Raw genomic sequence first — 24,618 nt, 5'->3', positions numbered from 1 at the left:
AAGTTATAGCGGTAACGTAATCATCAGTTTACTTTGCCTTTTTATAAAATAATCTCAAATAACAAATTAAAAGAGTAGGCTACCTCAATGGTAACCTACTCTTTTTGATAAAATTATTTAACCAGATTAATTAAAATCACTTAACTTTTTCGTACTAATTATGCTAACTTACCAACGTATGAAGGCATGAATCCTGCATAAAGAGTTTGTACTTTGACGTTATCACCAGGCTTTGGTGCAGCAACAAACTGACCATTACCGATGTAAACAGCAACGTGATAAGTAGCACCCTTAGTTCCCCAGAATAAAACATCACCAGGTTGTGCGGTAGCGGTTACATTTGCAGTCGACTTAACTGCTGTCATCTTGAAGTAAGCTTCTTGTGACACAGTGTTCTTAGGCAATGATGCAATGCCGGCATTTTGGTAAACGTATTGAACCAATCCGGCACAATCCATACCTTGCAATGTGTTACCACCCCATACATAAGGGATACTCATTTGTGACAATTTCAATGCAATACTTACTGCAGATCCAGTAACAGGTGCAGATGGAGTAGGTTCTGCTGGTGTAGTTGGCTTAGCCGGTTGTGCCGGTGTTTCTGGCTTAGCCGGTTGTGCTGGTGTCGCTGGTTGCGCCGGTGTTTCTGGCTGTGCTGGCTTAGCTGGTTGTGCCGGTGTTTCTGGCTTAGCTGGTTGTGCTGGTGTCGCTGGCTTAGCTGGTTGCGCCGGTGTTTCTGGCTTAGCTGGTTGTGCTGGCTTAGCTGGTTGTACTGGCTTAGCTGGTTGTGCCGGTGTTTCAGATTGTACTGGTGCACTTGGTGTTGCAGTTGTGTTTTCTGGGGCTGATTGTGCTGGCGTTTCAGTAACAGTTTCTGCCACTTTCGCTGGTTGTGCTGGAGTCACAGTTGCGGCCTTCTTTGGCGTTTCAATCGTCTTTACGGCTGAAGCAGTTGAAGTAACTTGTTTAGGCGCTTGCTTCGTTGCAGCTGGACTTGTTACTTGAACTGCTTTTGGTGTTTCAACAGTTTTCTTCACCGTGTTTGTTAACTTAACGGGAGCAGCAGAAACTGCTTTTGCCCCTACTGGTAAGTTTAACTTTTGGCCAATGCTCAACAAATCAACATCTGGGTTAACAGACTTAAGATCATTAACGGAAACACCATACTTGATTGCTAAATCCCAAAAAGTATCACCGGCCTTGACAGTGTATGTCTTACCTGATTGGTTGGCTAATTGCTTTGCGGCAACTTGCTTAGCAGGACTAACGGGTGCCTTTGATTCAGTGGTTTTTGCTTCAGCTTTATCAGGAACATTTAAAGATTGGCCAACGTAAATCATATCTACATCATCTTTTAATGTCGTGATGTGGTTAGCTGATTCAATAGTTTCGCGATCAACATTGAACTTCTTAGCAATTGACCAAACCGTATCACCTTGTTGAACCTTAACGGTAGCGGCGTGAATCAAGGGCATGTTACTCGCAGCAACTAAACCCACGGCACCTACTGTACCAGCGATAATTTTTGACTTTTTAGAATGCAACATGTTGTTTCTCCTTAATTTAACTTTTTTATTATGAAATTACGTATATTGACTGAGAATTTTATATTCAACCATTCTGTAAAAAACTCCGCAGTCAATCAACCTCGATATCCACACTATAAATTCAAGATTTGTCTTTTGCAAGTAAAAAGTATGAAGAATTTCAGAACTTTTTGTCCACTACAAATTATTGTTCGATAAACGTTAAAATCTAAGTTATCGGACGAATGTGGGTTCCCCTCCCCCGAAATTAAGTTCAGAAGTGTGACAAACATATTACATACGTTACAGCGATGTTTCTAAAACCATTTGTGAATGCCAATAAGCGCTCTTTAGGCATTTGCGAAACTCCCCCCGCTACCAGTTCCTCCCTCCCCTCCTGACTAGTTGTTAATTACAGCTATTGAAAGCTAACTGTACAGCTCAGCAACACCGTTTTGCCAAATTTGAACATGATTTTGCAAATCGTCTATTAAGGTGGTCAATGAATCGCATTAACCCATTTCTACTGCTTCTTAATATTCGTTGATAAACTTTACTATATCTATAACTTTTTGAATTTTTATAGTCACTAAAAAAAATCGATGCTTTGTCGTTTTCTAAATCAAAAATTTAATTACCGTTCTCAAAAGCATAAATTCGTTTTTTAAGAATACGTTCTGATAATTTTCTGCCCGACTAAAAAATTCCAATATTCTGAATACTGCATCAGCCAATTTTACATCGCAAAAAAAGCCGACAAATTCTCGTCAGATTTTTTATTGTTTTTGGAATTTAATTTTTTAGATTTTAGATTTTAGATTTTAGATTTTAGATTTTAGATTTTAGATTTTAGATTTTTCCAATGGTGTTTCAAACCGTCACAAGAAAACAACTTTTATTCGAAATTTTGGTCAATCTTAAATATTCGTAATGTGATTAGTGAGCAGTGTCGGTTGTAATCAATAAACTTAATATTGATCCAGTATCCTCACACACAATTTTTCAATCTGAACTGCACAGTAGAAAAATACACTTTAGTAATCTCAAACGGTATGACAATAATTTATACCCTCTTGCTGCCACTTGGCATCGATTGCACCGTCTGAACTTTTTTAAAACCGACAAAATTACCCTCATCTACGTATTCGGAACCATTCAAGGTTTGCGAAGCATCAAATAAGAGAGTGAACTAAAGTTCATTTTGATTTTAAAATGTGCTATTATATAGGAAGAAACTTTTCAATTTAAGGAGACAATGGCTTATGCTAAACGATAATCCCACCAATCAACAAGTCCTAAAGCACACGGCCTTAATGGACGCCGGTAAACGTTTATTCATTGAACACGGATACCAGAAGATTAATGCAAAACAGATTGCAGCTGAGGCGAATGTTGCGACTGGGACATTTTATCGTTATTTCGAAGACAAAGCATCCTTACTTTTAGCCATCTGGGATCGCGATTTTCAACACCATCTACCCCATGTGAATCCATCCATGCCAGTTTGGCAAACTATTCAAGCTACAATTCAACAAGAACTCGATGACTTAGCCGAATTTGGACTGCTTAATGTGGTAACTTCAGTTAGTTTGTACAATGAAGCGGTCGCAGAAAAACTTGCCGCAGAAAATGCCGAATCACGACTCGTTCTTGAGCGCATCCTAAAAACCGCTCAAGCAACCGGGCAAATTCGCAACGACATCAATTTGCGTTTGGCAGCCTGGGCGATTATGACAATTGTGCATGAACTTGTTTTGCAAGACGAAGCCCAACATACGCAAGTTACCGATTTAGAAAATTTGATTAGTGCAATGCTCTCGCCACGATAACTTGTCAGCGCGATTCCTACTAATATACTTATTGGCATACGCAAAAAAGGTACTGAACTATAGTTCAGTACCTTTTTTATTAGTTAGTTTTAAAAACTTGCGCTGCTTTGACCGCTAATTGCCAACCAGCATACTTTTCTTCACGTTCATCAGCTGCCATGGTTCCTTTAAACTCATCACGTAATTGCCAGAGCTTTTCAACTTCAGCTTGATTTTGCCAGAAGCCAACCGCGAGTCCCGCCATAAAGGCCACACCTAGTGCCGTCGTTTCACTGACCATTGGCCGGCGAATGGTCGTATCTAAAATATCTGCTTGGAATTGCATTAAGTAATTATTATTAGACGCTCCACCATCAACTGCTAAGGCTTTGATTGGTAAGCCAGTATCCTTGGCCATCGTATCAACTACGTCGCGTGTTTGATAAGCCAATGATTCAATGGTTGCGCGCACAAATTGATTTTGCGTCGTTCCCCGCGTTAACCCAAACACAGCTCCGCGCATTTCTTGATCCCAGTATGGTGCACCCAAACCAGTAAATGCTGGTACGACATAGACATTGTCAGAGCTGCCGGCAGCCTCAGCCATTGCTTCGGTTTCACTAGCATGTTCCACCAAATGCATTCCATCGCGTAGCCATTGAATTGCAGAACCAGCTACAAAAATACTACCTTCAAGTGCATAGTAAACTTTATCATCAATTCCATAAGCAATTGTGGTTAGTAAGCCATTATCCGAAAGCTTAGGATCGGTCCCCGCATTCATCACAATAAATGCCCCGGTCCCATATGTGTTCTTGACCATGCCTGGTTCAAAGGCGGCTTGCCCAAACAGCGCGGCTTGTTGGTCACCAGCAATCCCGGTGATTGGCACTTTGATACCGTAAAAGCCATAATCTTGCGTGTACCCAAAGTGACCTGATGATGGCTTAACTTCTGGCAACAATGAAACTGGAATATGCAATAAATCCAAGATTTCAGTGTCCCACTTCAATTCGTGGATATTGTAGAGCATCGTCCGACTTGCATTAGAATAATCAGTTGCATGGACACGACCATTGGTTAACTTATACAAAATCCAAGTATCAATCGTCCCAAACATCAACTCGCCACGTTCTGCCCGTTCCCTAACGCCCGCAATATTTTCCAAAATCCACATAATTTTCGTGGCGCTGAAATAAGAGTCAATCACTAACCCAGTCTTGGCATGAATCATTTCTGCCAAACCGTCTTCTTTTAATTGGTTCGCAATTTCTGAAGTTTGCTTTGATTGCCAAACAATCGCATTATAGACTGGTTCGCCGGTAATGCGATCCCAAATTACCGTTGTTTCACGTTGATTCGTAATTCCAATCCCCGCAATTTTGTAAGGCTTAATATTTGATTGAATCAGCGCATCAGAAATAACTTGTTGGACAGTTTCCCAAATGGTATTAGCATCGTGCTCAACCCACCCTGGTTTTGGAAATATTTGCGGGAATTCATGTTGTGCTTGTTGCACAATCTCACCATCGTGGTTAAAAATAATGGCACGAGTACTGGTCGTCCCCTGATCAATCGACATGATGTATTGTTCATCTGACATAGTGAAAGTTCCTTTTCTTAATATGATATGTATGAAAAAAGCGCGGCGGGTTCAACCGTCACGCCAAAAGCCATGCAAGCATAGCCAACTAGTCTTCGTCGCTCTTTAAAACACCAGCAACTCCGTAACGATTCTTTTCCATTTCGTTAACAATGACGTGAACGTGTTCAGCTGGTGCACCAGTATTTTCAACTACTGCATTTGTAACGTCTTGCACCATCTTTTTGATCGCATCTTGTGAACGACCGGCAACTAATTCAATATGCACAAAGGGCATGATAACACCTCAACTTATTCGTTATTTGATTTTCTTTAATTTAATAATTATACCTTTTATCACTCGTGGGCGCAAAAAAAGGTATCAACAATTTGCTAAAATCGTCGATACCTAATAAATTATTTACTATTTACAGCACTAGTAATTGTGCCCGTTTTACGAATCTTGTTTTGAGCATCTTCATCCCAGAAATTCCCTGACAAGTTAACGGTATTTACCAGGTTGATAAATGCGTCATTATCAACTTCTTTAACAATTTGTTCCATTTGATAAAGTTCGTAACGTGAAATCACCATCATCAAGGTTTTTGATTCTTGGCGTGAAAATGCACCTTGTGAAGGTAAAATTGTAATTCCGCGAATCAATTCCGCATGTAATGCCGCGATCACCGCATCCGCTTGGTCGGTGACAATAAATGCGGTCAGCTTTTGGTGACGGGTGTGAATCATATCGATTACCCGTGATGTTGCATAGATGCCGATAATCGTATACATGGCATTATTCCAGCCAATATTTAATCCGGCAATTGCTACAATCACCGTATTAATTGACATAGCAATTGTTCCAATCGACTTACCATTTATCTTTTGTACGACCATGGCCACGATGTCCATACCACCAGTCGAGAACCCAAATTTAAATGTCAAACCAATTGATGCACCGACTAAGACACCCCCAAACAAACTTGCCAATAGTGAGTTTGAGGCGACTTTAGAAACGGGAATCATCATCGTCAAAACTGATGTTAGTAATGAATTCAAGAAACTCAGCACCGTAAATTGAGGACCAATTTTCCACAAGCCAATAATCCCAATCGGAATATTAATCAATAGGATAAATAGTCCGGTTGACAGCGACACGTGAAAAATAGCATTTGATGCCCATGACATCAATTGCGCAATCCCGTTAAAGCCACCAGAAAAAATATCGTTTGGAATTAAAAATTCATTTAGCGCGACGGCTTGAATTACAGCCGCGCCAATCAAAACGATGAATTTCAAAGTATATTCGTATGCTACGTGTTTGTGTTTAATGTATGCCATGCTTTCACCTAAGCTACCTTTACTTTTTGTACTTTTTCTTATTATTACATACTCGATTACATGTGACTAGACCCATTAGCTAGGTTTTTGGTCATATACTTTACGAAAGCGATTTCATTTTAGCATGTAATATTAATAATTACAGACTGCCATTAACGTAAAAAAAACGGTTACCCTCACAGGAAATCGTACTTTTTGGCAGTGCATATTTAATTTTGTTTCTTTATATCTTTTTCGTATTGTGTTTCATTAGCTTTACTTACTTTGCGAATTCGACCCTTGATTGGTTCATTTTGGAGGGCCCGCAAAACTTTGGCGCCCTTACCGTTCAAAATTTCCACAAAAGTTGACACGTCGATAATGCTAATAACGCCCACATCAGTGCCCGCCACACCGTCGATGTTCGTAATTGCCCCAACGATATCACCCGCGCGCATCTTGGTTTTCTTACCGGCATTTATGTGTAGCTTCATGATGTCAGACTTAAACTCAATAGCTTTCGTCTTTTTAATCTTTAACTGGCGACTTTGCTTCGCTTTAAATGATGCCAAACGATCTTGTACTAACATTGGTCGTGGTAACTTCATTTCGATCAGTTGATGATCTTGTTGTTCATCAATTGGTTCAAATCGTGGCGTATCGAATTGGTTCACGAGTGAAATGGCTTTCCCCTTCTTATCGCCACGCGCAGTCCGACCAATCCGGTGCGTATAGTGTTCAGCTTCTTCAGGTAAATCATAATTCACAATTAATTCAATATCAGCAATATCCAACCCCCGTGCTGCGACATCAGTGGCAACTAAATAACGGAAGTAACCTTGCTTAAATTCTTGCATCACGCGGGTACGATCACGTTGTTCCATACCACCGTGTAATGTTTCGACACTGGCACCAAGGTCCGCAAGCATCGTGGCAATTTCATCAACTGTGACCCGTTGGTTGGCAAAAATGATGCTCGTATCTGGATTTTCAACAATCATAATATCCTTCAACGCAGCCATCCGTTCGTCTTTGTTGACCCGATAGTATTGTTGAATAATCCGCGTTTTCACGTCACTTGGGGAAGCAACTTCAATTTCTGTGGGATTGACCAAATAATTTTCTGCCAAGCCAACAATTTCATCAGGGAAAGTTGCTGAAAATAATGAAAGTTCAAAATTCTTAGGTAGCTCACGTAACACGTCTTCGATTTGGTCAATGAAACCCATGTTTAGCATTTCATCAGCTTCGTCAATGATGACCATTTTAATTTTACTCAAATCAATTGTCTTTTGATCAATGTGATCGAGTAATCGACCAGGGGTTGCTACGACAACGTGTGTGCGTTGCTTCAAGTTCGTTGCTTGTCCCCGAAATGAAGCATGCCCAAATAATGTTTCAACCTTCAAACGTTTAAAGCGACCAATATTGAACATGTCTTCACCGATTTGACTGGCGAGTTCTCGCGTTGGTGACAGAATCAATGCTTGTGGTGCCCGTTCATCCCAATCAATTTTTTGTGCTAAAGGAATCCCAAAAGCAGCAGTTTTACCAGAACCGGTTTGTGACTTTACCAGTAAATCATCACCTGCCAGCAAATGCGGAATGACTTCGCTTTGGACTTCAGTTGGTTCCTTGTAACCTAAAACATTTAAGGCTCGGACAATATCATTGCCGATGCCCATTTCACTAAATTTATTATCTGACATTATTTTCCTCATTATTCCCGTGGCTTTTAAAATCAGCCCAGGTTTCTATCCAACCGTCATTATACCATGAAGTAAGCCACTACCTACTTCAAAATCGACCGCAAGAGCAAATCATAACTTTGCGTCAGAAATTCAGGTCTTTGCGTACTTGTAAGCCGTAATGGCCCGGTCTTTGTATCAGCGTAATGCAAAATCCCTTGTAAACTCGCCCATAAAAATTGGCGCGTCGCAATATTATTGACCTCCGCGCGCAGTACACCCTCGTAAACACCCTTATCTAATAAGTTAAGGAACAATCGATTTATTTTTTCTTGTAACAAATTAATTGTTTGCCACGTTGATTGGCTGTGCTGTGGCACATCCTCACTTGCTGGCATTGTCATGATTTGATCGTAGTATAAATCATAATTTTTCTGGAAATCCGCAACTATCCACCAAGACTTCAACAACGTTGCAACGACACTATCGCCTGCCAAGCTCGCAACTCCAAGTTCTTTAACTAAATCAGTTAAACCTTGCACTCCAAGATATAAAACCAAATCCTCTTTACTTTTAAAATAAGTATAAATCGTGGTCTTGCTGTAGCCAGCAATTTTCGCAATCTCGTCCATTGTCGTTTTGCTAATGCCTTGCTCACGGAAAAGTGTATCTGCGACTTGAGCAATTGTCATTTGATTGAATTTAAACAGCGCTTCTTTTTTTGCCATTTCAACACCTCGCGTCCATTTATTATTACCTGGGTTCATTTACTGAACTCTCAGTTCATTATTTAGACTAATAGTACTACAAAACCACAAAGCCGTCAAAAAAAGCACGATTCTAGCCTTCAAATTTAACAAAGGAAAAATCGTGCCTATATGAGTTATAACTAATCGACCAACATTTCGTAAGCCAAGCGTTTGGTACGAATACCACTTTCAATCAACCACACTACGCCGACATAATCGAACCCTGCTTTTGTGATAACATGTTGCATAATCTTATTATCGGGATGGGTGTCAACGCGCAAGTCAGTAAATCCGTGCTCGCGGGCGATTGTCGTTAATCCTTGCATCAGCGTTTGGGCTAAATGTTGCCCGCGAAAATCATTTGAAATTGCCGTCCGATGAAATGAAGCATACCCATCATTTTTACCATTTAACCACGCACCATCCTCGATGTTCGTATAGGCCTCTTCAACACTTGTCAAAATAGTCCCACTAGCAGCAACGACGCCATCAATCACTAGTACGTAATTTTCACCGGCCTCAATATCATCAATTAACGCTTGCTCATCTGGATAACCATCTTGCCATTGATCAATATTTTGGGCCGCCAAATATTCCTTTGCAGCTGTATAAATTGCCATAATTGCTGGTAAATCCGTCATCCGACCGCGCCGGAGGTATTGTTTCGTCATATCTTTTACTCCTCGTTATGCCTATCCAGTCAAGCCATCGAAGTCAAAAAAATCATTTCATTCTGGATTCACTTTTGCGCATAGTTATTTTCAAATATTTTACCAGATTCGTACTTTACATAGGTAGTAATTTTTTAGCAACTAAACAAAATTGGCAGCCCTCGGGCAAGTTATCGTAATAAAAAAGCTAAAATTTTTCTAGCCTGGAATTTAGATATGTGGCTCAGATTGATTCCCACTACGTGCCTGGAACCAGTCACCGTGATGGCATAATGTAATTTTCAGGCACGCAGTGGTATCATACATCTCATCACATTTTATAAATTCCACGTCAGACGAAATAGAATCAAAAAAATCGTGAACCAAACTTACGACATAACTCGTCTTAAGTATGAAATCCACGATTTTTTCTTTTTATTAACTTAGTGCCGTTTTCGTCTAACTAGGTATGCGCTGAGCACAATTCCTACGCCAACTACGATAAAGGCAATTGGGCGGATAATTTCACCCGTTGGTGGGAAAAATGAAGACTTCCCATTTTTTGTGGTTGTTTGCGAATCAGAACGATTACCCTTGTTACCATGCTTTTTTGAATCACCATATCCGTTTCCGTTTCCGTTTCCGTTTCCGTCCGCATCATCGGTATCCGGATATAAAACGTCCATCAATTTTTGAAACCACGTTTTTTCATTAGTGACGCTAATTGACTGTTGCCATTTTTCGGAGGTCACAGTAATTTTAATGGAATCATCTAGTAAATGATAACCTTTCAAGTTAGCAGTTTCTTTGACATAATATGTGCCCACTGGTAATTTTTTGAAAACTAGCCGACCTTTGCCGTTCGTTTTCAAAGTATAGTCGTGGCCGTTTACTTGGTAGTATTTACCTTGATGCAGATTTTTCAAGCTGGTTGCAAGTTTAAACTCAACCCCCTTCAAGGGCTGCTTAGAAACGCGATCGGTTTTCAAAATTTTGATTTCGCCGGCCTTAACCAGCTCATCATCGGTATTTGGTAACGGATTAACGCTTGGCTCGTCCGACCCAGTCGGTTTAACATCTGGTTTGGTCACTGGACTAATACTTTTTGGATAGATATGCATCCACCAGAATTCCCCGGCGATGTTCACAATGTGAAACGGCAAACTAATCGTGAGGGGCTCCATGCCAACTTTAATCCGCGAATTCGGTAATTCCTCCACCAAATAATCGCCGCGGACCAGCCCATCTGCTTGGGTCAGATCAACAACACCACTGGCATTAGTCGCTCGTTCCCAGACATGACTCGTTTTCTGCCCATCTTTCAATTCCGTGACCCGATAAGTTATGCCGGCCATTGGTACTAAATGTTCGGTGTTGGCTAATTTACCAGTTTCGATTAAATTATGCTTTGGCTTATCGTTTTGATCATATTGAAACTTGGTAATTGTAATCCGAGGTTCATTACTCGCCTCAGCCTGGATGACTGCACTTAGAAATCCAAAAGTAGCCGCAAGGACAACACTAAATGCTATTTTTAATATTTTCATGCGCCTCACGCCCCTTTCTTCTTTTCCACCACAGATATAGTAGCAATATCACAACTAACAGCAAAGCCACTGCCGCGATGATTGCCAGGATGGTTGGTCTAAATTTACTTTTTTCCATGCCATCCATCGGTACGCGCTCACCGCGAATCAATAGACGATGACTATTCACCCCAATCGGCGTACAAGTAATTAGCGTCACGTAGTCTTTATCTTTTTGAATTTCAAGATTTTTAACATCATTGGGTAGCACTGACCGGATTTGATTCACCCGATATTTATGCGTTTTACCCAGAATCCCAATATAGAAATTATCACCATATTTTAACTGCTCGAGTTTCGCAAACACTTTCTCATCGGAAGCACTACTATGACCCGAAATGGCAGCGTGGGTTGATTTCCCGCCAATCGGAATTGATGTTTGCGCCATGTGTCCCAACCCACGTGCTAACACTTGCATGCTAACCCCATGGTAAATCGGTTCGTCTTTAATGCCAATTTTAGGAATTGTCAAGATTGCCATAATTTTATTAAAGCTCAAAATGTCGGCATATGGCACGGGTTGTTTAACGGCAATGCCATGCCGTTGCTGATACAAAACCGCGTTGTATTTCCGTGCTTCGCGCCAATTTTTTTCAGCACTTGCGGATTTTAAAAACTTGACTGATTTCTGATACTGCTGCACCTCATATTTATTCCGGAAGTTGGCAATTGAATCACCAACAAACGGATAAAGCAGGATTGCTAAACCAAGTAAGAGCATCAAAATCAACGATCCATTTACAATACGCTGTTTCATGATTTTTGTTAACTAAACACGGGCCTTAGCTTTGCGTTGATTACGAATTAGCAAGAATCCTGCCATCCCAACCACGACAAAACCAAGGAGGAAAAGCCACCATCCAGCAATCCCAGTGAATGGAAGGGTGAACTTTTTAACGTTAACAATGGTTGAATATTCATCAGTTTTTTCAGTTGATGAAAGTTCATCTGGTTGTACCGCACGTGGTTCCGTCAATTTTTCATAACCAGCCGGTGCTGACATTTCCACAACAAAGTATTTCATTTTAGTAGGTGTCAGATTTTCATTCTGGGCACTCTCGATATCGCCATCTGGGTCATCTTCGTCTGGGGTCGTATCAACGTCTGAACCGCTTGGCGCAACGTATTTGTATTTTTCATAAACAGGCAAGCTGTTAAATTCAACTACCCCACGCTTATCTTCATCAGCTGAAGACACTGCTTCATAATATTCAGTAGCGTCATCATACCCATCATCACCAGGTAAAAGAACTTTCGTAATCGTACCTTCATCATTTTTGATTACTTTGACATATTGAATATCGCCATTCACTTTAACCCCAACCCGGAAAGTTGCACCAGGTAATTGGTCAGAATCATCCGTCATCTTAGTGTATTTAAACCCACCAGTATGCATTGTGGCTTCTTCAACCGTTTTTTCATTAATCGTCACATCGTCTGGTATACTTGCATCACGCCAGTAGTTAACTTCAATATCATTGGGGAATGTTTGGTAGCCATCCGTACTAGTATTCTCAACTTCAAAACTGAAATACAGACGATTATAAGTATCTAAAAATTCGTTAAGCTCCGCTTGATCACCCGGATCCCCTGAAATATTTTGAATAGTTACCTTTAATTCATTCCGACCATCGCCGTTTTTAACATATGAAAATTCAAAATACTTGGCAATTTCATCGGCATCAATTTTTTGTGACATATCCCCAAACATGTGCGGATTGCCGTAAACTGCAACTAACTTATCTAAGTCCGTTGCCGGATTTTTTAATTGTAATGCCTCGGGGAAAATGTCGGAAATTTCAATCTTGGCATTGGGAATATTTGCATCAACATAACCTGGGCTTATTTGCAAACTCATTGTATAAAAATTTGAGCCACCGACCCCGATACCACCTTCAGTTGCACCAAAAAGTTCGTATAGACCACCACCAGCCTCGCTAACCATTTGCATTTCACCAACCCGCTTTTGGGGCGCAAATGAAAGTACGAGCCCCTTGGGGTACACGTGAATATCTTTAATTTCTTGTGTTTGCCCATCATTAGTAATATTGGTTGGTACCCGAACTACGAATGGCGCAGATTGTGGTAAGCTTACGTGTCGCGCTGCTTGCTCAATCACAATGTAGTACTTATCTAACGCCAACTCATCAATCGTCAAATTACCATTTTCATCTGTCATACTATCAGCTATGTTAGCTGGGCTAACTTTTGCAAGATTGATTTTCAAATCATCGACAGTTAGTGTTTCATTAGTTTTTGTCAAATCATGCAAAGCTTTGACAATCGCAGGATCTTCTAATGCACCATTTAAATCGCTTAATTGCTCAGCCGTTAAGTTACTTGAAATTTCATACACGAAGTATGGCACATCAGCAATTGGATTACCCATTTGGGCTACTTCTGCAGCATCAAGTTCTTGCCCATCACCGGCCTCACCTATACCACCAGCTTCGTGCTTATGAATTGTAATTGAACCGGTATCATCAGCGTGAATCGTGCTGATGCCAATTAACGACGTCGCCGCGCCACTCAAGAATAACAATGTGGCAAATACCATTGTCATTAATTTATTTATTTTTTTCTTTGTTTTTTCCATTTGTCTTCACCTCAAATTTTTTTGAAAATGTAACCGCTTATGCCTATAAATGGCTAAATCAACTTTGATTTACTCGTTACTCACCTTACACTGATTTTTGTTTACGTATCCATAAACCGATGATTGCTAGCATGGCAATACTGCTACCGATTGCCACGGCCAGTAAACGTTTATGATTAGGCGCTTCACCCGTAAATGGCAGTACCAGCTGTGGTTCCCAGCCGGCATAGAATGTGTAGTCAGCTATCAATGTTTGGTACTTCGCATCCGCAAAATTAATTCGCTTGCCAGCACTATCAAACCATCCGGTAAATGTATATCCCGGTCTAGTTGGGTTTTGCGCCTTATCATAAGCTAATAATTTACCCTTGTACGCATATTCATAAGTGCGCACACCCTTAACTGGTGCCGGTGCCCCAACGCTCGCTGCAAATTCACCACCATTCGCATCGTAATTAATGTGCACCGTCATGGCACTTTCAGTGAAGATTGGGTAGAATGTCACGTCATGGGTCACTTGATAACTCGTTAAATCAACTGGTACATTGCGATCACCGTCTTTGTAGTACCACCCAGTTTCATAAGTGGCGTTTTTACTTTTCCAAGCATGTGTACTCTTGGCAGCCCGCACAGTTTCTGCAAGGGTGCCGTATTCTACCTGACTTGTAGCAACCGAACTAGGTGTCGCATTCCGGTTATCACCAATTTTTACTGTACTATCATTATCGGAAGCAAATGTGACCGTATAGTAAACTTTTTCCCAGATTGCTTCTAAACAAGTGTCGCCAAGTAATAAATACTGGGCGGGTTTAACATAGATGCTATCAGCGGTTTTTGACTTAGTATCGTGCCAACCTTTAAATTCATATCCTGGTCTAGTCACTGTCGGGAAAGTAATATCAGTTGCGCCCGATAGCATCTGCCCATACATAACTGGCGCGACTTTATCGTTACCAACATACTTCAAGCTATCTTTGGCAAATTCACCACCTTTTGGATTGAACATATATTGATATGCCAAGTCAGTCGGCGGGTTATAAATAATTTCAACGGTCCGCTTGTATTGGTCCTGACCAGAAAAGGCTAAAAACAGCTCCGTAATTTTATCATTGGCGGTTTTTAAGACATCATTTTGGTTACTAGAAATAATTTTATCAATCGTAAACTTAATTTCTTTACCTTTGTTATCCGTTCGATACAAGTGCTCAGGCAAAAATTTAAACTCATCATTTAGCTCGATATCGATATCATCATCATTTAATAGCAAGACATCATCTTTACCTAATGATTGACCAAAAACATCCAGATACTTCAAGCGAATGTATGGTTGCAGCGGCACTTCTTTAACCGCTTGGGTTTCTTCGGCTTTTTGGTTGTTGTACTCAGAAAATTCAACATAGTAACCTTGATTATACGTAGTATCGTAACTCCACTGCGGCCGATCATTCCAAGCCGGCCGTGGTACCTTAGTATTCCCCGTACTTAACTTACCAAACTGCAACACATATTCACCATCGTATGAAGTATTGGTTCCCGTATCACCACTGAAATTGGGAATACTGACTAGGCTTCCGTTTGGCGAAGTCCGATCGTTGTTTTTGTGATAGTTATTTGGTTCATTATCATCACGCGCCCAGGCATTGTAACCGTCACCTAGTGTATTGGCACCCCGGAAAATTTGCTGGGTTTGGTTTTTGTTATTATAGGCCAACGTGGCTTCGGTCCCAGCGATGCGGTCATCGGTATATAACTGATATGTTGGTCGTGATAGGAAATCTTGACCAGCTTCAGGACCATCCGCCCAATACCAAGTAGTTTGCGCTTTGGAGGCCGCACTATCGGTATTCGCCCAAGTAAACACACCATAGTTAGTACTTAACTTATTTCCATAATATAATGCCTCACGGATGTCCGTTCCGTTCGATTTTGCTTCAGTAAGTTGTTGGTCATCGACAATTTTTTGGGGACCATTGGCTGTGAGCTTACGCATTCGTGTTCCACCTAGCCAACCGGGATTAGTCGCGATTGAATCAAAAATGAATTGATGCTCTTCTGTTGAAGTAATCGTTGCTAGGTAACCTTGCAAGCCGCGGTATTCCATTTGCTTAGCTAAGTTATAAGCTTGGAGCCACGTGACCGCTTTACCGCTACCTTGGGCTTCGACGAATTCGTAATAGTGCTTGTTACCCTCGCCATCGACCCACGTCGCAATCTTGCCACCTTCCAACGTGATTTTAATGTCACCACCCACGGTTTGTTTGGACGTAAACGCCAGCGCACTTAAAAAGTTTTTAACTTCGGCTTGGTTATTAGCAGTCCCATTGGCGGTATTAATATAGTTATAAACATTCCCGCCTTGCGTCTGTGACTTCCAGCCGGCTGGTAGTGTCGCCGGTACAAGGGTCAATTCCTTGGGAAATTCAATTGTGATTGAACCAATATGTTCAAGTTCATCGGTAATCACCGGATCAATGATTGTATATTTGGCGGCCCCATTATCCTGTTCTGTTTTATGGATTGTGAAGTCTAAAATTTTAACATCATCGGCCGCGACCTTCACATGTTTATTGGAGTCACTATTTGAATGAAAATACGTCATAACCGGTTCAAAGCAAACCACCATCGTGATCACAAGTATTAGCATTGCAAAGATTTTTTTCATTTTCGGCTCCTTTCAATTAAATTATTTACATAAATTTCGATATCTCCATTGTAACTAATAAATTTTGTGCTTTTTTGCTGATTCTGTGAATTATCATAAACAACTTCACCTACGTTAAAAACCACATTTTGCCGTTAATTATCTATTTGTTAGTTATTAATGAACTAAATCAAGCAAACACTAAAAATAGCCGTCCAAAAAACGCCCAAATTACTGATAACGACAGTAATTTGGGCGTTTATTTGAAATAGTTGTTGGGTCCGCAATAGTATTAATGACCGTAGTTACGTGATTGTTCCATCGGCATTCTTAATTACTGTGGCCATATAATAGGAAGAAAAAATTCTTAACTTCCTCTACGTACCTAACACAGCGCTAATAAATTAGGCATATTTTGCTCAGACAGTGGCTATTTCCAGTGATCTTAAACTATTGCAAGTAGTTTAATTTAGGAGTATTATTATCTCGAAAAAAGAATAATAGAAAGCGTGATGCATATGCAAACACAAATCTTTGCCGGTCACAATCGGCTTGCCCTAATTAACAAAGTTGATGATTGGCTTGTCTCAAACGATTATTCATTATTCGGTTCCAAACCAATTGCAACCACATTTGATAACGGTATCTGGGAACTGACCGTAACTTATCGCAAAAACAACTAACAAAAGGCCACCGAGATTAATCTCGCTGGCCTTTTTGGGCTCTATACTTTTTACTGTTGGTGGAGAAATCCGTCAGCAGTTTTTTATGTTCTTCGCGAGGGTGGAGCAAAGCGACAGATGAGCCTAGAATAGATAATTATGTACAAAACAAAAAGGACATATTAAATGTCCATCACCACGTTCCAACCGACAAAAATCAAAAAGTATGCGAGGTTATTTATTATGTCCCAAGACAATTGTATCTTACGTGAGTTAAATTTAAAAGATAAAAACATCCATTTTACCGACAATGAAGCAGGAGAATGGAACTATTTTGATTATCGTGGTCGCGGAGACAAGCGACATAAATGCTTAATTTATACCGCTAATTTAACCTATTCCGTTAGCCGATGCAGTGACTGTGGTTTTCGTGATTGCGTCGAGCACTGGGGGTGGACTTCAACCGAGATGCGACTCACTGGCACGAGCTTGTGGGATGTGCGCTAGCGCTGCGTAAAACAAACGTTTCACTGTAAGAATTGTGGTAATACATTTACAGCAGCGTCATCCGACTTCGAAAAGAACTGCCAAATTTCACGAAACACGAAAGTAATCGTAAAACAGAATCTAAACGAAGATATGATGACAGAAAAAACTGTAGCTAAGCACCTTCATATCTCACCTAATTCTGTACAACGAATCGAATATGACGCAATATACGAAGGCGGACAATACAAGTATCAATACAATTTTAAACAACAATTACCCGAAGCTATTTCCATGGATGAGTTCCGCTCAGCCAATGATCAGTTTAGCTTTATTTGGTGTGATGCCACTTCAATCAAGCAATTTGAAGTACTGCCCAATCGACTAACCAAAACAATCAAACAATATTTTCTTGGATTTTCACTAGCTAATCGGAAGCGTGTTAAGCACGTTGTCATGGATATGAACGCTCAATACGCCAGTTTCATTAAGTTCTTATTTCCGAACGCAGAAATCATTATCGACGGCTTCCATATCGCTCAGCGTATCGGTAACGCCTTGGATAGTGTTCGTAAGAACATTCAAAAACGCATTGATGATAAACAAAATAATCGAGCCTATAAAATCATGAAGAGTCAATGGAAAATCTTCCACATGATGTATGAGGATCTCGAAAAAACGAAACCTTATTACATGCGTGGAATTAATGAATATCTAACACAAGAACAAGCGATTGGCATCGTCTTCGACGAATATCCTGAATTTGGTCAGGTTTGGACTGCATATCAGGAAATTATGAAAGCAATGCATAACAAAGATTTATCAGGTTTCGAAGACATCATCACTCATTACACGATTATGGGAAACGATATGGACAGCGCAATTTCGACTTTCGCCAAGAATTATAAGGGAATTCAAAACAGCATCACCTCGAACTATTCAAATGGACGCGTTGAAGGTATGAACCACAAAATCAAACAGCTTAAACGTAACTCGTGTGGTTACAAAAATATGGCTCACTTACTCTGGCGAATCCGTCAGATTTTTTAAGATGTCCCAATCTCCATTTATTTGGCTCATATGTCACTCCGTTCCATCCTCGCAAAATAAACAAAAAAGGAACCAGAATCCATTAAGATTCTAGTTCCAAAATAGTCCTACCAACAGAATTTGACACAGAGCCCCTTTTTGCTGTGTTTAATAATCTTCGGCTGAATAACCGTAGCTTTGCAGTGCTTGGGGCTTATCACGCCAACGTTCTTCGACTTTAACCCATGTTGTCAAGTTCACACGGTCACCGAGTAGACGTTCGATGTCTTTACGAGCACGAATACCGATTTGCTTGATGACGGCACCTTGCTTACCGATAATGATGCTCTTTTGGCCAGGACGGTCAACCACGATAGTTGCTTGAATTTGAATCTTTTCGTCAGATTCGCGTTCAATCTTTTCAATCACGACAGCCACTGAGTGTGGTACTTCTTGAGAAGTTAATTGGAGCACCTTTTCACGAATTAATTCACCAATAACAAAACGTTCTGGGTGATCAGTAATTTGGTCAGCTGGGAAATATTGGGGACCAGCTTCCAACTTACCAGCGACGTTATCAATCAATTCTTGCACGTTGGCACCAGTTTTAGCAGAAATTGGGAATACTTCGGCCCATTCCATACCTTCGATACCTTGGTAAGTTGCGATAATGTCTAACAATTCATTTGGGTGGACCAAATCAATCTTGTTAATCACTAAGTAAACTGGGGTTGTCTTAACATCCTTCAAACGTTCAATGATGAAATCATCCCCACGCCCGCGTTCTTCATCCGCATTGACAACAAACCAAATTGCGTCAGCTTCGTGTAAGGCAGAAAGTGCTGACTTAACCATGAAATCACCCAAGCTGTTTTGTGGCTTGTGAATCCCTGGTGTATCAATGAAGACAATCTGTTCTTCATCCGTCGTGTAGATCCCTTGAATCTTGTTCCGCGTTGTTTGGGCTTTGTTTGACATGATGGCGATTTTTTCACCAACAATATGGTTCATCAAAGTTGACTTACCAACGTTTGGACGACCAACAATCGCTACGAAACCTGACTTAAATCCATCTTTACTCATTAATATAATAATCCTTTCATCCCCGCCTCAATTAGACGGACAACTACGTAAGTGTATGACACCAAATCAGTGCCAATAAGGATTGTAACACGAACTAGCCGTTGAATGTTGATATTTGTCTATATCGCGTTAATTAGTAAGTCACTTGCAATGCGTTTTGATTATCACGGTTATTTTTAACATTCCTACGCTCAAATAAATGCGCTCGTTAGCGTTGCTCCAAAATATGCTTTGCCCGTGCGACTTCATTTTTAACATTCACGACCGCCGTCCCGCCTAATGAAGTCCGTCGATTGACTGCAACATCCGCTTGTAAATCTTCGTACACGTCAACTTCAATTTGTGGTGAAGCTTGCTGTAATTGAGCTAAGGGCATATCTTGTAAAGTCGTATTCGTTTGTAAGCCAGTTAATACTAGTTCGCCAACAATTGCATGCGCTTCACGAAATGGCACGCCTTTGTTTGCTAGATAATCAGCTAGTTCAGTTGCATTTGAGAAATCGCGTTCTGTCGAGGCTCGCATCCGTTCTTTATGCACTGTCAGGCCTTGGAGCATACCAGTAAATACTTTCAATGAAGCCAAGATAGTATCCGTTACGGCGAAAACTTGCTCCTTATCTTCTTGCATATCCTTATTGTAGGCTAAGGGCAACGACTTCATGGTGGTCAATAAAGCCATTAGTGCACCGTATGTCCGCCCAGTTTTCCCGCGGATTAATTCTGCAAAGTCCGCATTTTTCTTCTGGGGCATGATTGATGAACCGGTAGAAAAGGCATCGCTCAATTCAATATAGTTGAACTCATACGTCGACCAGAGAATTAATTCTTCGGCCATCCGTGACAGATGCATCATCAAAATTGCGGCATTACTCAAGAATTCTAGCGCAAAATCACGATCGGCCACGGCGTCCAAACTATTATGATATATCTGTTCAAACCCCAATTCTGCGGCAACAAATTCACGATCAATTGGAAAAGTTGTGCCAGCGAGTGCTGCTGCCCCTAATGGCAAAATATCCGTATGCTTTTGATTAAATTCAAACCGCTCATAATCACGTTGCAACATCTCAAAGTATGCTAATAGATAATGGCCGTATGTGATTGGCTGGGCATGTTGCATATGCGTATACCCTGCCATAATCGTACCGGCATGCTCATCGGCTAGATTAACTATTGTCAGTTGCAACTCACTCACTGCTTCCAAAACGTGGGGCAACCGATGCTTGAGCCACAAATGAAAATCCGTCGCCACTTGGTCATTTCGTGATCGGGCGGTGTGTAATTTTCCCGCTACCGGGCCAATATTTGCCGTGAGCATCGCCTCAAGATTGAGATGTATATCTTCATTTGCAACGGTAAATTCCAGCTTTCCGGCTGCTAATTGCGCTTGTAAATCTATTAAACCAGCGGCGATTTTTTGACCGTCATTTTCACTAATAATACCTTGTTTTGCTAACATTTTGACATGCGCAAGTGAACCTTGTAAATCCTCGGCCGCCATCTGTTGATCCACAGTAATAGATGCACCAAATTCATCAACCCACTCGGCAGCTTTGGTGGTAAAACGTCCACCCCATAGTTTATCTGACATCGTGTTCCCCTTTCGCTGATGTATGATACATTAATCTTTGAGTTTACTTAAATTTGCTTCACTATGCACGTGGTTAACTTGTTCATAGACGGTTCCTGGTAACGTCCACATTTTGATAAATCCTTGGGCGGCTTCCTGATCAAAACTGTCAGCACTCGTATACGTTGCGAGGTTCTCATCATACAACGAATTTGTATCAGACTTACGTGCAACCGCAATTGCTTGGCCTTTGAATAATTTCATTTTCACAACACCATTAACGACTTTTTGTGTTTCATCAATAAAGCTCAGTAATGCGTCAAATAAAGGTGAAATCCACAGCGCATTGTAGATTAAGTTTGCTAACTGCTGCTCAACGATTGGCTTAAAATGTGCGACGTCCCGTTCTAATGTTAAATCTTCCAAGTCTTTATGCGCCGTCATTAACACGGCTGCAGCGGGCGCTTCATAAATTTCGCGGGATTTAATCCCTACCAGCCGATTTTCAATATGATCAATCCGCCCGATTCCATGCGCACCAGCAACCTCGTTCAATTCATGAATCAAATCTGCTAATTCCATCTTGGTGTCATTCAGCGCCACCGGTAGTCCCTGTTTAAATGTAACATCAATAAATAGTGGATTATCTGGTGCTTCCTCAGCAGCGACAGTTAAAGCATATGCATCTGCTGGCGCTTGGTTCCACGGATTCTCCAAAATCCCCGCTTCATTTGCCCGGCCCCACAGATTTTCGTCAATTGAATATGGGCTCGCTTTCCCAATTGGCACTGGGACATTGTGGGCCAACGCATAATCAATTTCTTCCTCCCGCGACCAGTGAAAATCACGAATTGGTGCTTCGATTTTCATCGTTGCATCTAACGCATGAATTGCCGCTTCAAACCGCACTTGATCATTGCCTTTGCCGGTTGAACCGTGGGCGATTGCGGTGGCGGCATTTTCGTGAGCGATTTTAACCAGTTTCTCGATAATCAAAGGTCGCGACAATGCTGAAACGAGGGGATATTCACCTTCATACATCGCATTTGCTTTAATAACTGGTGCAACGTACGACTCCGCAAATTCTTGCTGGGCATCAATCACAATGGATTGTACCGCACCAACTTGGGACGCCTTCTGCTGAATCATGTCCATGTCCTTACCGGATTGACCAACATCTAACACTACGGCAATCACGTCGTAACCTTTTTCGATTAACCATGGTATTGCAACTGAAGTATCTAACCCCCCGGAGTACGCTAAAACGATTTTTTCCATCTCAATATCCTCACTATTTACATTAATAAATTTTCTAATTATTTTTCAATGTTCACAGCATACTGCCATTTTAAGCGTCATGCAACGTTTTTGCATACTTATACATTTTGGTGCTGTATATGTTAAAATTCAACGTATAAAAAGGCCTAGAATCACTTATGATTCCAGACCCGCAAAGATTAGAGCTAAAATTTTTCTAGCATGGAATTTGGATATGTGTCTCAGATTGATTCCCACTACGTGTCTGGAACCAGCCTGGACACCAAACTGTCCTAAATGCATACCACTCTCGCCTATCTAATTTTTGTTTCTATTTATTCTAGCGTGGTGCACCAAGTAATTTAGTGGCACGCAGTGGCCAAGTTTATTCAATCCCACGTCAGACGAAAAGGAGCCTAATTTTCTTGCAAAAAAAAGGCTTCGCAACTACTTCGTTAGTAATCGCGAAACCCAATTATTTAGTGTGTTTGAATCCAATAGCGTACGTATGGTTCAAAAATCAAAATCCCAATCACCACCGCAAAACCAGCGGCAAGCAGTGTGCTACCTGCTGCCACGTCTTTGGCAGTTTTGGCCATTGCATCATAGCGACTACCGATTGTTAAATCGACTAGCGCCTCAACGATTGTGTTCAAGAACTCGGCAGTAATCACCGAGGTAATCGCCACAGCAATCCACAACCAATCCGCCCGGCCAATGCCAAGATAGAGCCCTAATCCAATTGTTACTACACTCATCAAAATGTGAAACCGCATATTGCGTTCATTTTTGACTACTAATAACGCCCCATCCAGTGCATGACCAAGCGACTGAAGGAAGTGCCGGTTCTTCTTCGTTTGCGTCTTATATGACGCAAGCCGTTTATCGAGCCAACCCAAACGCATCAAGAATATCCTTTTGTAAGGTGAACATTTCTTTTTCTTCACTAGCTTCCATGTGGTCATAGCCGTTCAAATGCAGCATACCATGGACTGCCAAGAATCCGAGTTCTCGTTCAAAACTATGCCCTAAAAACTCAGCTTGTTCCGCAACCTTATCCATTGAAATCAAGATATCACCAATGTTTTTGCCGAGGTCTTCAAGCATTTCTTCATCCATGATTAAGGCAAAATCATCATCATCTTCTTCTTCAATGGCAAAACTGATTACGTCCGTTGGCTTATCGACACCACGGTAATCGCGATTATACTTTTGGATTTCATCATTATTCATGAATGTGACTGACATTTCGGTATCTTCAGGTAGCTTAATGTAATTACCCGCAAATTCTAAAACATCATGGACTAGTTGTTGGTGTTCATCACTAACATGTTCTTTGGTGTTATCAATTAACGCTAAATCCATTATTTACTTCCTTTTTCTTCTGCTTCAAATTTATCATAAGCATTAATAATCAAACCAACTACGGGGTGTCGCACAACGTCTTCAGCTGCAAATTCAATGAATTCAATGTGCTTGACATCCTTAAGGACCAGTTGTGCTTGCTTAAGCCCTGATTTAGCATTCCGGGGCAAGTCGATTTGCGAGACATCTCCATTCACAACCATTTTTGAGCCAAAACCGAGTCGTGTTAGGAACATCTTCATCTGCATGACTGTCGTATTTTGCGCTTCATCCAAAATGATGAACGCTCCATCTAACGTCCGCCCCCGCATGTAGGCAAGCGGTGCAATTTCAATCGTACCGCGATCCATTAACCGCTCAGTATGCTCCTTACCCAAGACCGCGTGCAAAGCATCATAGATTGGGCGCAAGTATGGATCAACTTTTTCCTTCAAATCACCAGGCAAAAATCCCAGTGATTCACCGGCTTCAACGGCTGGTCGTGTAATGATAATTCGTTCGACGTCACCACGTTTCAACGCCGCAACTGCCATTACAACTGCGAGGTACGTCTTCCCCGTTCCAGCTGGTCCGATACCAAACGTAATATCATTGTTGCGGATGGCATGAGTATATTGCCGTTGGCCGTAGTTTTTAACCCGAATTGCATGACCCTTAAAATCGCGCAATAACGTTTCTGAATACAAATCTTGGAAATACTCTAAGGTCCCACGTTCGGCCATCTTCATTGCGCTAACGATATCAGTTGAGTTAATCCGAATTCCAGTTTTAATCAAGTGTGTTAATTGGCGCAAAATTTCCATGGTGTCATCAACTTTTTCATCTTCACCATTTATCTTAATTTCATCGCCAAATGCACGTAAATTTACATCCATACCTTCTTCAAGCAAGTCTAAGTAATTGTCTTGCGCACCGAGTAAACCCGTTTGTTGTTCGGCATTTTCAATTTTGAAAATTTTTTCTTTCAAGTGTGAAATCCCCTTTTCTGCATGACATATTTATTACAATTATATCACGTAG

At 41.0% G+C, this 24,618-nt stretch carries 20 protein-coding genes and 1 pseudogene; 4 read left to right on the top strand and 17 right to left on the bottom strand.

Translation table 11 applies throughout. The features are described 5' to 3' along the window. Positions 1–158 precede the first annotated feature (158 nt). The gene (locus EQG49_RS13120; RefSeq protein WP_133364414.1) at positions 159–1,547 is read right to left on the bottom strand and encodes a C40 family peptidase; all 1,389 of its coding nucleotides are present in this window, start codon (positions 1,545–1,547) and stop codon (positions 159–161) included. A 1,241-nt stretch (positions 1,548–2,788) separates the two neighbouring features. On the opposite strand from EQG49_RS13120, the gene EQG49_RS13115 reads away from it, so the two are divergent. Continuing rightward, positions 2,789–3,355, top strand: a complete 567-nt coding sequence (locus EQG49_RS13115) for a TetR/AcrR family transcriptional regulator (protein ID WP_133364413.1) — start codon at positions 2,789–2,791, stop codon at positions 3,353–3,355. 79 nt (positions 3,356–3,434) lie between these two features. On the opposite strand, the gene glpK is transcribed toward EQG49_RS13115, so the two are convergent. The 10 genes from glpK to EQG49_RS13065 all read right to left on the bottom strand — a co-directional run bounded on the left by glpK (position 3,435) and on the right by EQG49_RS13065 (position 16,167). Then, positions 3,435–4,937, bottom strand: a complete 1,503-nt coding sequence (glpK, locus tag EQG49_RS13110; RefSeq protein WP_133364412.1) for a glycerol kinase GlpK — start codon at positions 4,935–4,937, stop codon at positions 3,435–3,437. An 88-nt stretch (positions 4,938–5,025) separates the two neighbouring features. After that, positions 5,026–5,214: a 2-hydroxymuconate tautomerase gene (locus tag EQG49_RS13105; protein ID WP_133364411.1), complete on the bottom strand. Its 189-nt coding sequence runs from the start codon at positions 5,212–5,214 to the stop codon at positions 5,026–5,028. A 119-nt stretch (positions 5,215–5,333) separates the two neighbouring features. Next, on the bottom strand, positions 5,334–6,257 hold the full coding sequence (locus tag EQG49_RS13100; RefSeq protein WP_133364410.1) for a YitT family protein: 924 nt from the start codon (positions 6,255–6,257) through the stop codon (positions 5,334–5,336). 209 nt (positions 6,258–6,466) lie between these two features. Beyond that, positions 6,467–7,945 carry a DEAD/DEAH box helicase gene (locus EQG49_RS13095; RefSeq protein WP_133364409.1) on the bottom strand — a complete coding sequence of 493 codons (1,479 nt, stop codon included), beginning with the start codon at positions 7,943–7,945 and terminating at the stop codon, positions 6,467–6,469. Positions 7,946–8,028: 83 nt separating this feature from the next. Further along, the gene (locus EQG49_RS13090) at positions 8,029–8,652 is read right to left on the bottom strand and encodes a TetR/AcrR family transcriptional regulator (RefSeq protein WP_165964909.1); all 624 of its coding nucleotides are present in this window, start codon (positions 8,650–8,652) and stop codon (positions 8,029–8,031) included. A 161-nt stretch (positions 8,653–8,813) separates the two neighbouring features. Then, complete coding sequence (locus tag EQG49_RS13085; protein ID WP_133364407.1) at positions 8,814–9,344, bottom strand: GNAT family N-acetyltransferase; 531 nt, start codon at positions 9,342–9,344, stop codon at positions 8,814–8,816. Between the two features lie 422 nt (positions 9,345–9,766). Continuing rightward, positions 9,767–10,870: a prealbumin-like fold domain-containing protein gene (locus tag EQG49_RS13080; protein WP_133364406.1), complete on the bottom strand. Its 1,104-nt coding sequence runs from the start codon at positions 10,868–10,870 to the stop codon at positions 9,767–9,769. Next, on the bottom strand, positions 10,845–11,666 hold the full coding sequence (locus tag EQG49_RS13075; RefSeq protein WP_133364405.1) for a class C sortase: 822 nt from the start codon (positions 11,664–11,666) through the stop codon (positions 10,845–10,847). Before EQG49_RS13075 ends, EQG49_RS13080 begins: the two co-directional genes overlap by 26 nt. A gap of 12 nt (positions 11,667–11,678) precedes the next feature. Next, the gene (locus EQG49_RS13070; protein WP_133364404.1) at positions 11,679–13,505 is read right to left on the bottom strand and encodes a SpaH/EbpB family LPXTG-anchored major pilin; all 1,827 of its coding nucleotides are present in this window, start codon (positions 13,503–13,505) and stop codon (positions 11,679–11,681) included. 85 nt (positions 13,506–13,590) lie between these two features. Then, a complete protein-coding gene (locus EQG49_RS13065; RefSeq protein ID WP_133364403.1) occupies positions 13,591–16,167 on the bottom strand; it encodes an InlB B-repeat-containing protein in 2,577 nt (858 codons plus the stop codon). Between the two features lie 497 nt (positions 16,168–16,664). On the opposite strand from EQG49_RS13065, the gene EQG49_RS13805 reads away from it, so the two are divergent. The 3 genes and pseudogenes from EQG49_RS13805 to EQG49_RS13055 form a co-directional block, all read left to right on the top strand. Further along, positions 16,665–16,829 (top strand): hypothetical protein, encoded by a 165-nt coding sequence (locus tag EQG49_RS13805; RefSeq protein ID WP_165964908.1) that lies wholly within the window; start codon positions 16,665–16,667, stop codon positions 16,827–16,829. A 222-nt stretch (positions 16,830–17,051) separates the two neighbouring features. Then, positions 17,052–17,315 carry a hypothetical protein gene (locus tag EQG49_RS13060; protein ID WP_133364402.1) on the top strand — a complete coding sequence of 88 codons (264 nt, stop codon included), beginning with the start codon at positions 17,052–17,054 and terminating at the stop codon, positions 17,313–17,315. An 18-nt stretch (positions 17,316–17,333) separates the two neighbouring features. Further along, a pseudogene (locus EQG49_RS13055) lies at positions 17,334–18,344 on the top strand (ISL3 family transposase); the annotation flags it as partial. Positions 18,345–18,491: 147 nt separating this feature from the next. On the opposite strand, the gene era reads toward EQG49_RS13055, so the two are convergent. The 6 genes from era to EQG49_RS13025 form a co-directional block, all read right to left on the bottom strand. After that, positions 18,492–19,406: a GTPase Era gene (era, locus tag EQG49_RS13050; protein WP_133364400.1), complete on the bottom strand. Its 915-nt coding sequence runs from the start codon at positions 19,404–19,406 to the stop codon at positions 18,492–18,494. A gap of 208 nt (positions 19,407–19,614) precedes the next feature. Further along, positions 19,615–20,997, bottom strand: coding sequence for an argininosuccinate lyase (gene argH / locus EQG49_RS13045; protein ID WP_133364399.1), 1,383 nt, complete (start codon positions 20,995–20,997; stop codon positions 19,615–19,617). A 30-nt stretch (positions 20,998–21,027) separates the two neighbouring features. Next, positions 21,028–22,254 (bottom strand): argininosuccinate synthase, encoded by a 1,227-nt coding sequence (locus EQG49_RS13040; protein WP_133364398.1) that lies wholly within the window; start codon positions 22,252–22,254, stop codon positions 21,028–21,030. A 458-nt stretch (positions 22,255–22,712) separates the two neighbouring features. Next, positions 22,713–23,138 carry a diacylglycerol kinase family protein gene (locus EQG49_RS13035; protein ID WP_133364397.1) on the bottom strand — a complete coding sequence of 142 codons (426 nt, stop codon included), beginning with the start codon at positions 23,136–23,138 and terminating at the stop codon, positions 22,713–22,715. Further along, a complete protein-coding gene (gene ybeY, locus EQG49_RS13030) occupies positions 23,116–23,598 on the bottom strand; it encodes an rRNA maturation RNase YbeY (protein ID WP_133364396.1) in 483 nt (160 codons plus the stop codon). Before ybeY ends, EQG49_RS13035 begins: the two co-directional genes overlap by 23 nt. Then, positions 23,598–24,575, bottom strand: coding sequence for a PhoH family protein (locus EQG49_RS13025; RefSeq protein ID WP_133364395.1), 978 nt, complete (start codon positions 24,573–24,575; stop codon positions 23,598–23,600). Before EQG49_RS13025 ends, ybeY begins: the two co-directional genes overlap by 1 nt. Positions 24,576–24,618 lie beyond the last annotated feature (43 nt).

The organism is Periweissella cryptocerci, from assembly GCF_004358325.1.
In the GTDB taxonomy this organism is placed as follows: Bacteria; Bacillota; Bacilli; order Lactobacillales; family Lactobacillaceae; genus Periweissella; species Periweissella cryptocerci.
This window is presented reverse-complemented; position numbering and strand designations above follow the sequence as displayed.

Bases quoted from the DNA above. Each gene is read 5' to 3' on its own strand.
- EQG49_RS13090 (WP_165964909.1), bottom strand. From the start codon at position 8,652: ATGGCAAAAAAAGAAGCGCTGTTTAAATTCAATCAAATGACAATTGCT.
- ybeY (WP_133364396.1), bottom strand. From the start codon at position 23,598: ATGGATTTAGCGTTAATTGATAACACCAAAGAACATGTTAGTGATGAA.
- EQG49_RS13105 (WP_133364411.1), bottom strand. From the start codon at position 5,214: ATGCCCTTTGTGCATATTGAATTAGTTGCCGGTCGTTCACAAGATGCG.
- EQG49_RS13085 (WP_133364407.1), bottom strand. From the start codon at position 9,344: ATGACGAAACAATACCTCCGGCGCGGTCGGATGACGGATTTACCAGCA.
- EQG49_RS13100 (WP_133364410.1), bottom strand. From the start codon at position 6,257: ATGGCATACATTAAACACAAACACGTAGCATACGAATATACTTTGAAA.
- era (WP_133364400.1), bottom strand. From the start codon at position 19,406: ATGAGTAAAGATGGATTTAAGTCAGGTTTCGTAGCGATTGTTGGTCGT.
- EQG49_RS13035 (WP_133364397.1), bottom strand. From the start codon at position 23,138: ATGCGTTTGGGTTGGCTCGATAAACGGCTTGCGTCATATAAGACGCAA.
- EQG49_RS13805 (WP_165964908.1), top strand. From the start codon at position 16,665: ATGCAAACACAAATCTTTGCCGGTCACAATCGGCTTGCCCTAATTAAC.
- EQG49_RS13075 (WP_133364405.1), bottom strand. From the start codon at position 11,666: ATGAAACAGCGTATTGTAAATGGATCGTTGATTTTGATGCTCTTACTT.
- EQG49_RS13095 (WP_133364409.1), bottom strand. From the start codon at position 7,945: ATGTCAGATAATAAATTTAGTGAAATGGGCATCGGCAATGATATTGTC.
- EQG49_RS13115 (WP_133364413.1), top strand. From the start codon at position 2,789: ATGCTAAACGATAATCCCACCAATCAACAAGTCCTAAAGCACACGGCC.
- EQG49_RS13040 (WP_133364398.1), bottom strand. From the start codon at position 22,254: ATGGAAAAAATCGTTTTAGCGTACTCCGGGGGGTTAGATACTTCAGTT.
- EQG49_RS13070 (WP_133364404.1), bottom strand. From the start codon at position 13,505: ATGGAAAAAACAAAGAAAAAAATAAATAAATTAATGACAATGGTATTT.
- EQG49_RS13120 (WP_133364414.1), bottom strand. From the start codon at position 1,547: ATGTTGCATTCTAAAAAGTCAAAAATTATCGCTGGTACAGTAGGTGCC.
- glpK (WP_133364412.1), bottom strand. From the start codon at position 4,937: ATGTCAGATGAACAATACATCATGTCGATTGATCAGGGGACGACCAGT.
- argH (WP_133364399.1), bottom strand. From the start codon at position 20,997: ATGTCAGATAAACTATGGGGTGGACGTTTTACCACCAAAGCTGCCGAG.
- EQG49_RS13060 (WP_133364402.1), top strand. From the start codon at position 17,052: ATGTCCCAAGACAATTGTATCTTACGTGAGTTAAATTTAAAAGATAAA.
- EQG49_RS13065 (WP_133364403.1), bottom strand. From the start codon at position 16,167: ATGAAAAAAATCTTTGCAATGCTAATACTTGTGATCACGATGGTGGTT.
- EQG49_RS13080 (WP_133364406.1), bottom strand. From the start codon at position 10,870: ATGAAAATATTAAAAATAGCATTTAGTGTTGTCCTTGCGGCTACTTTT.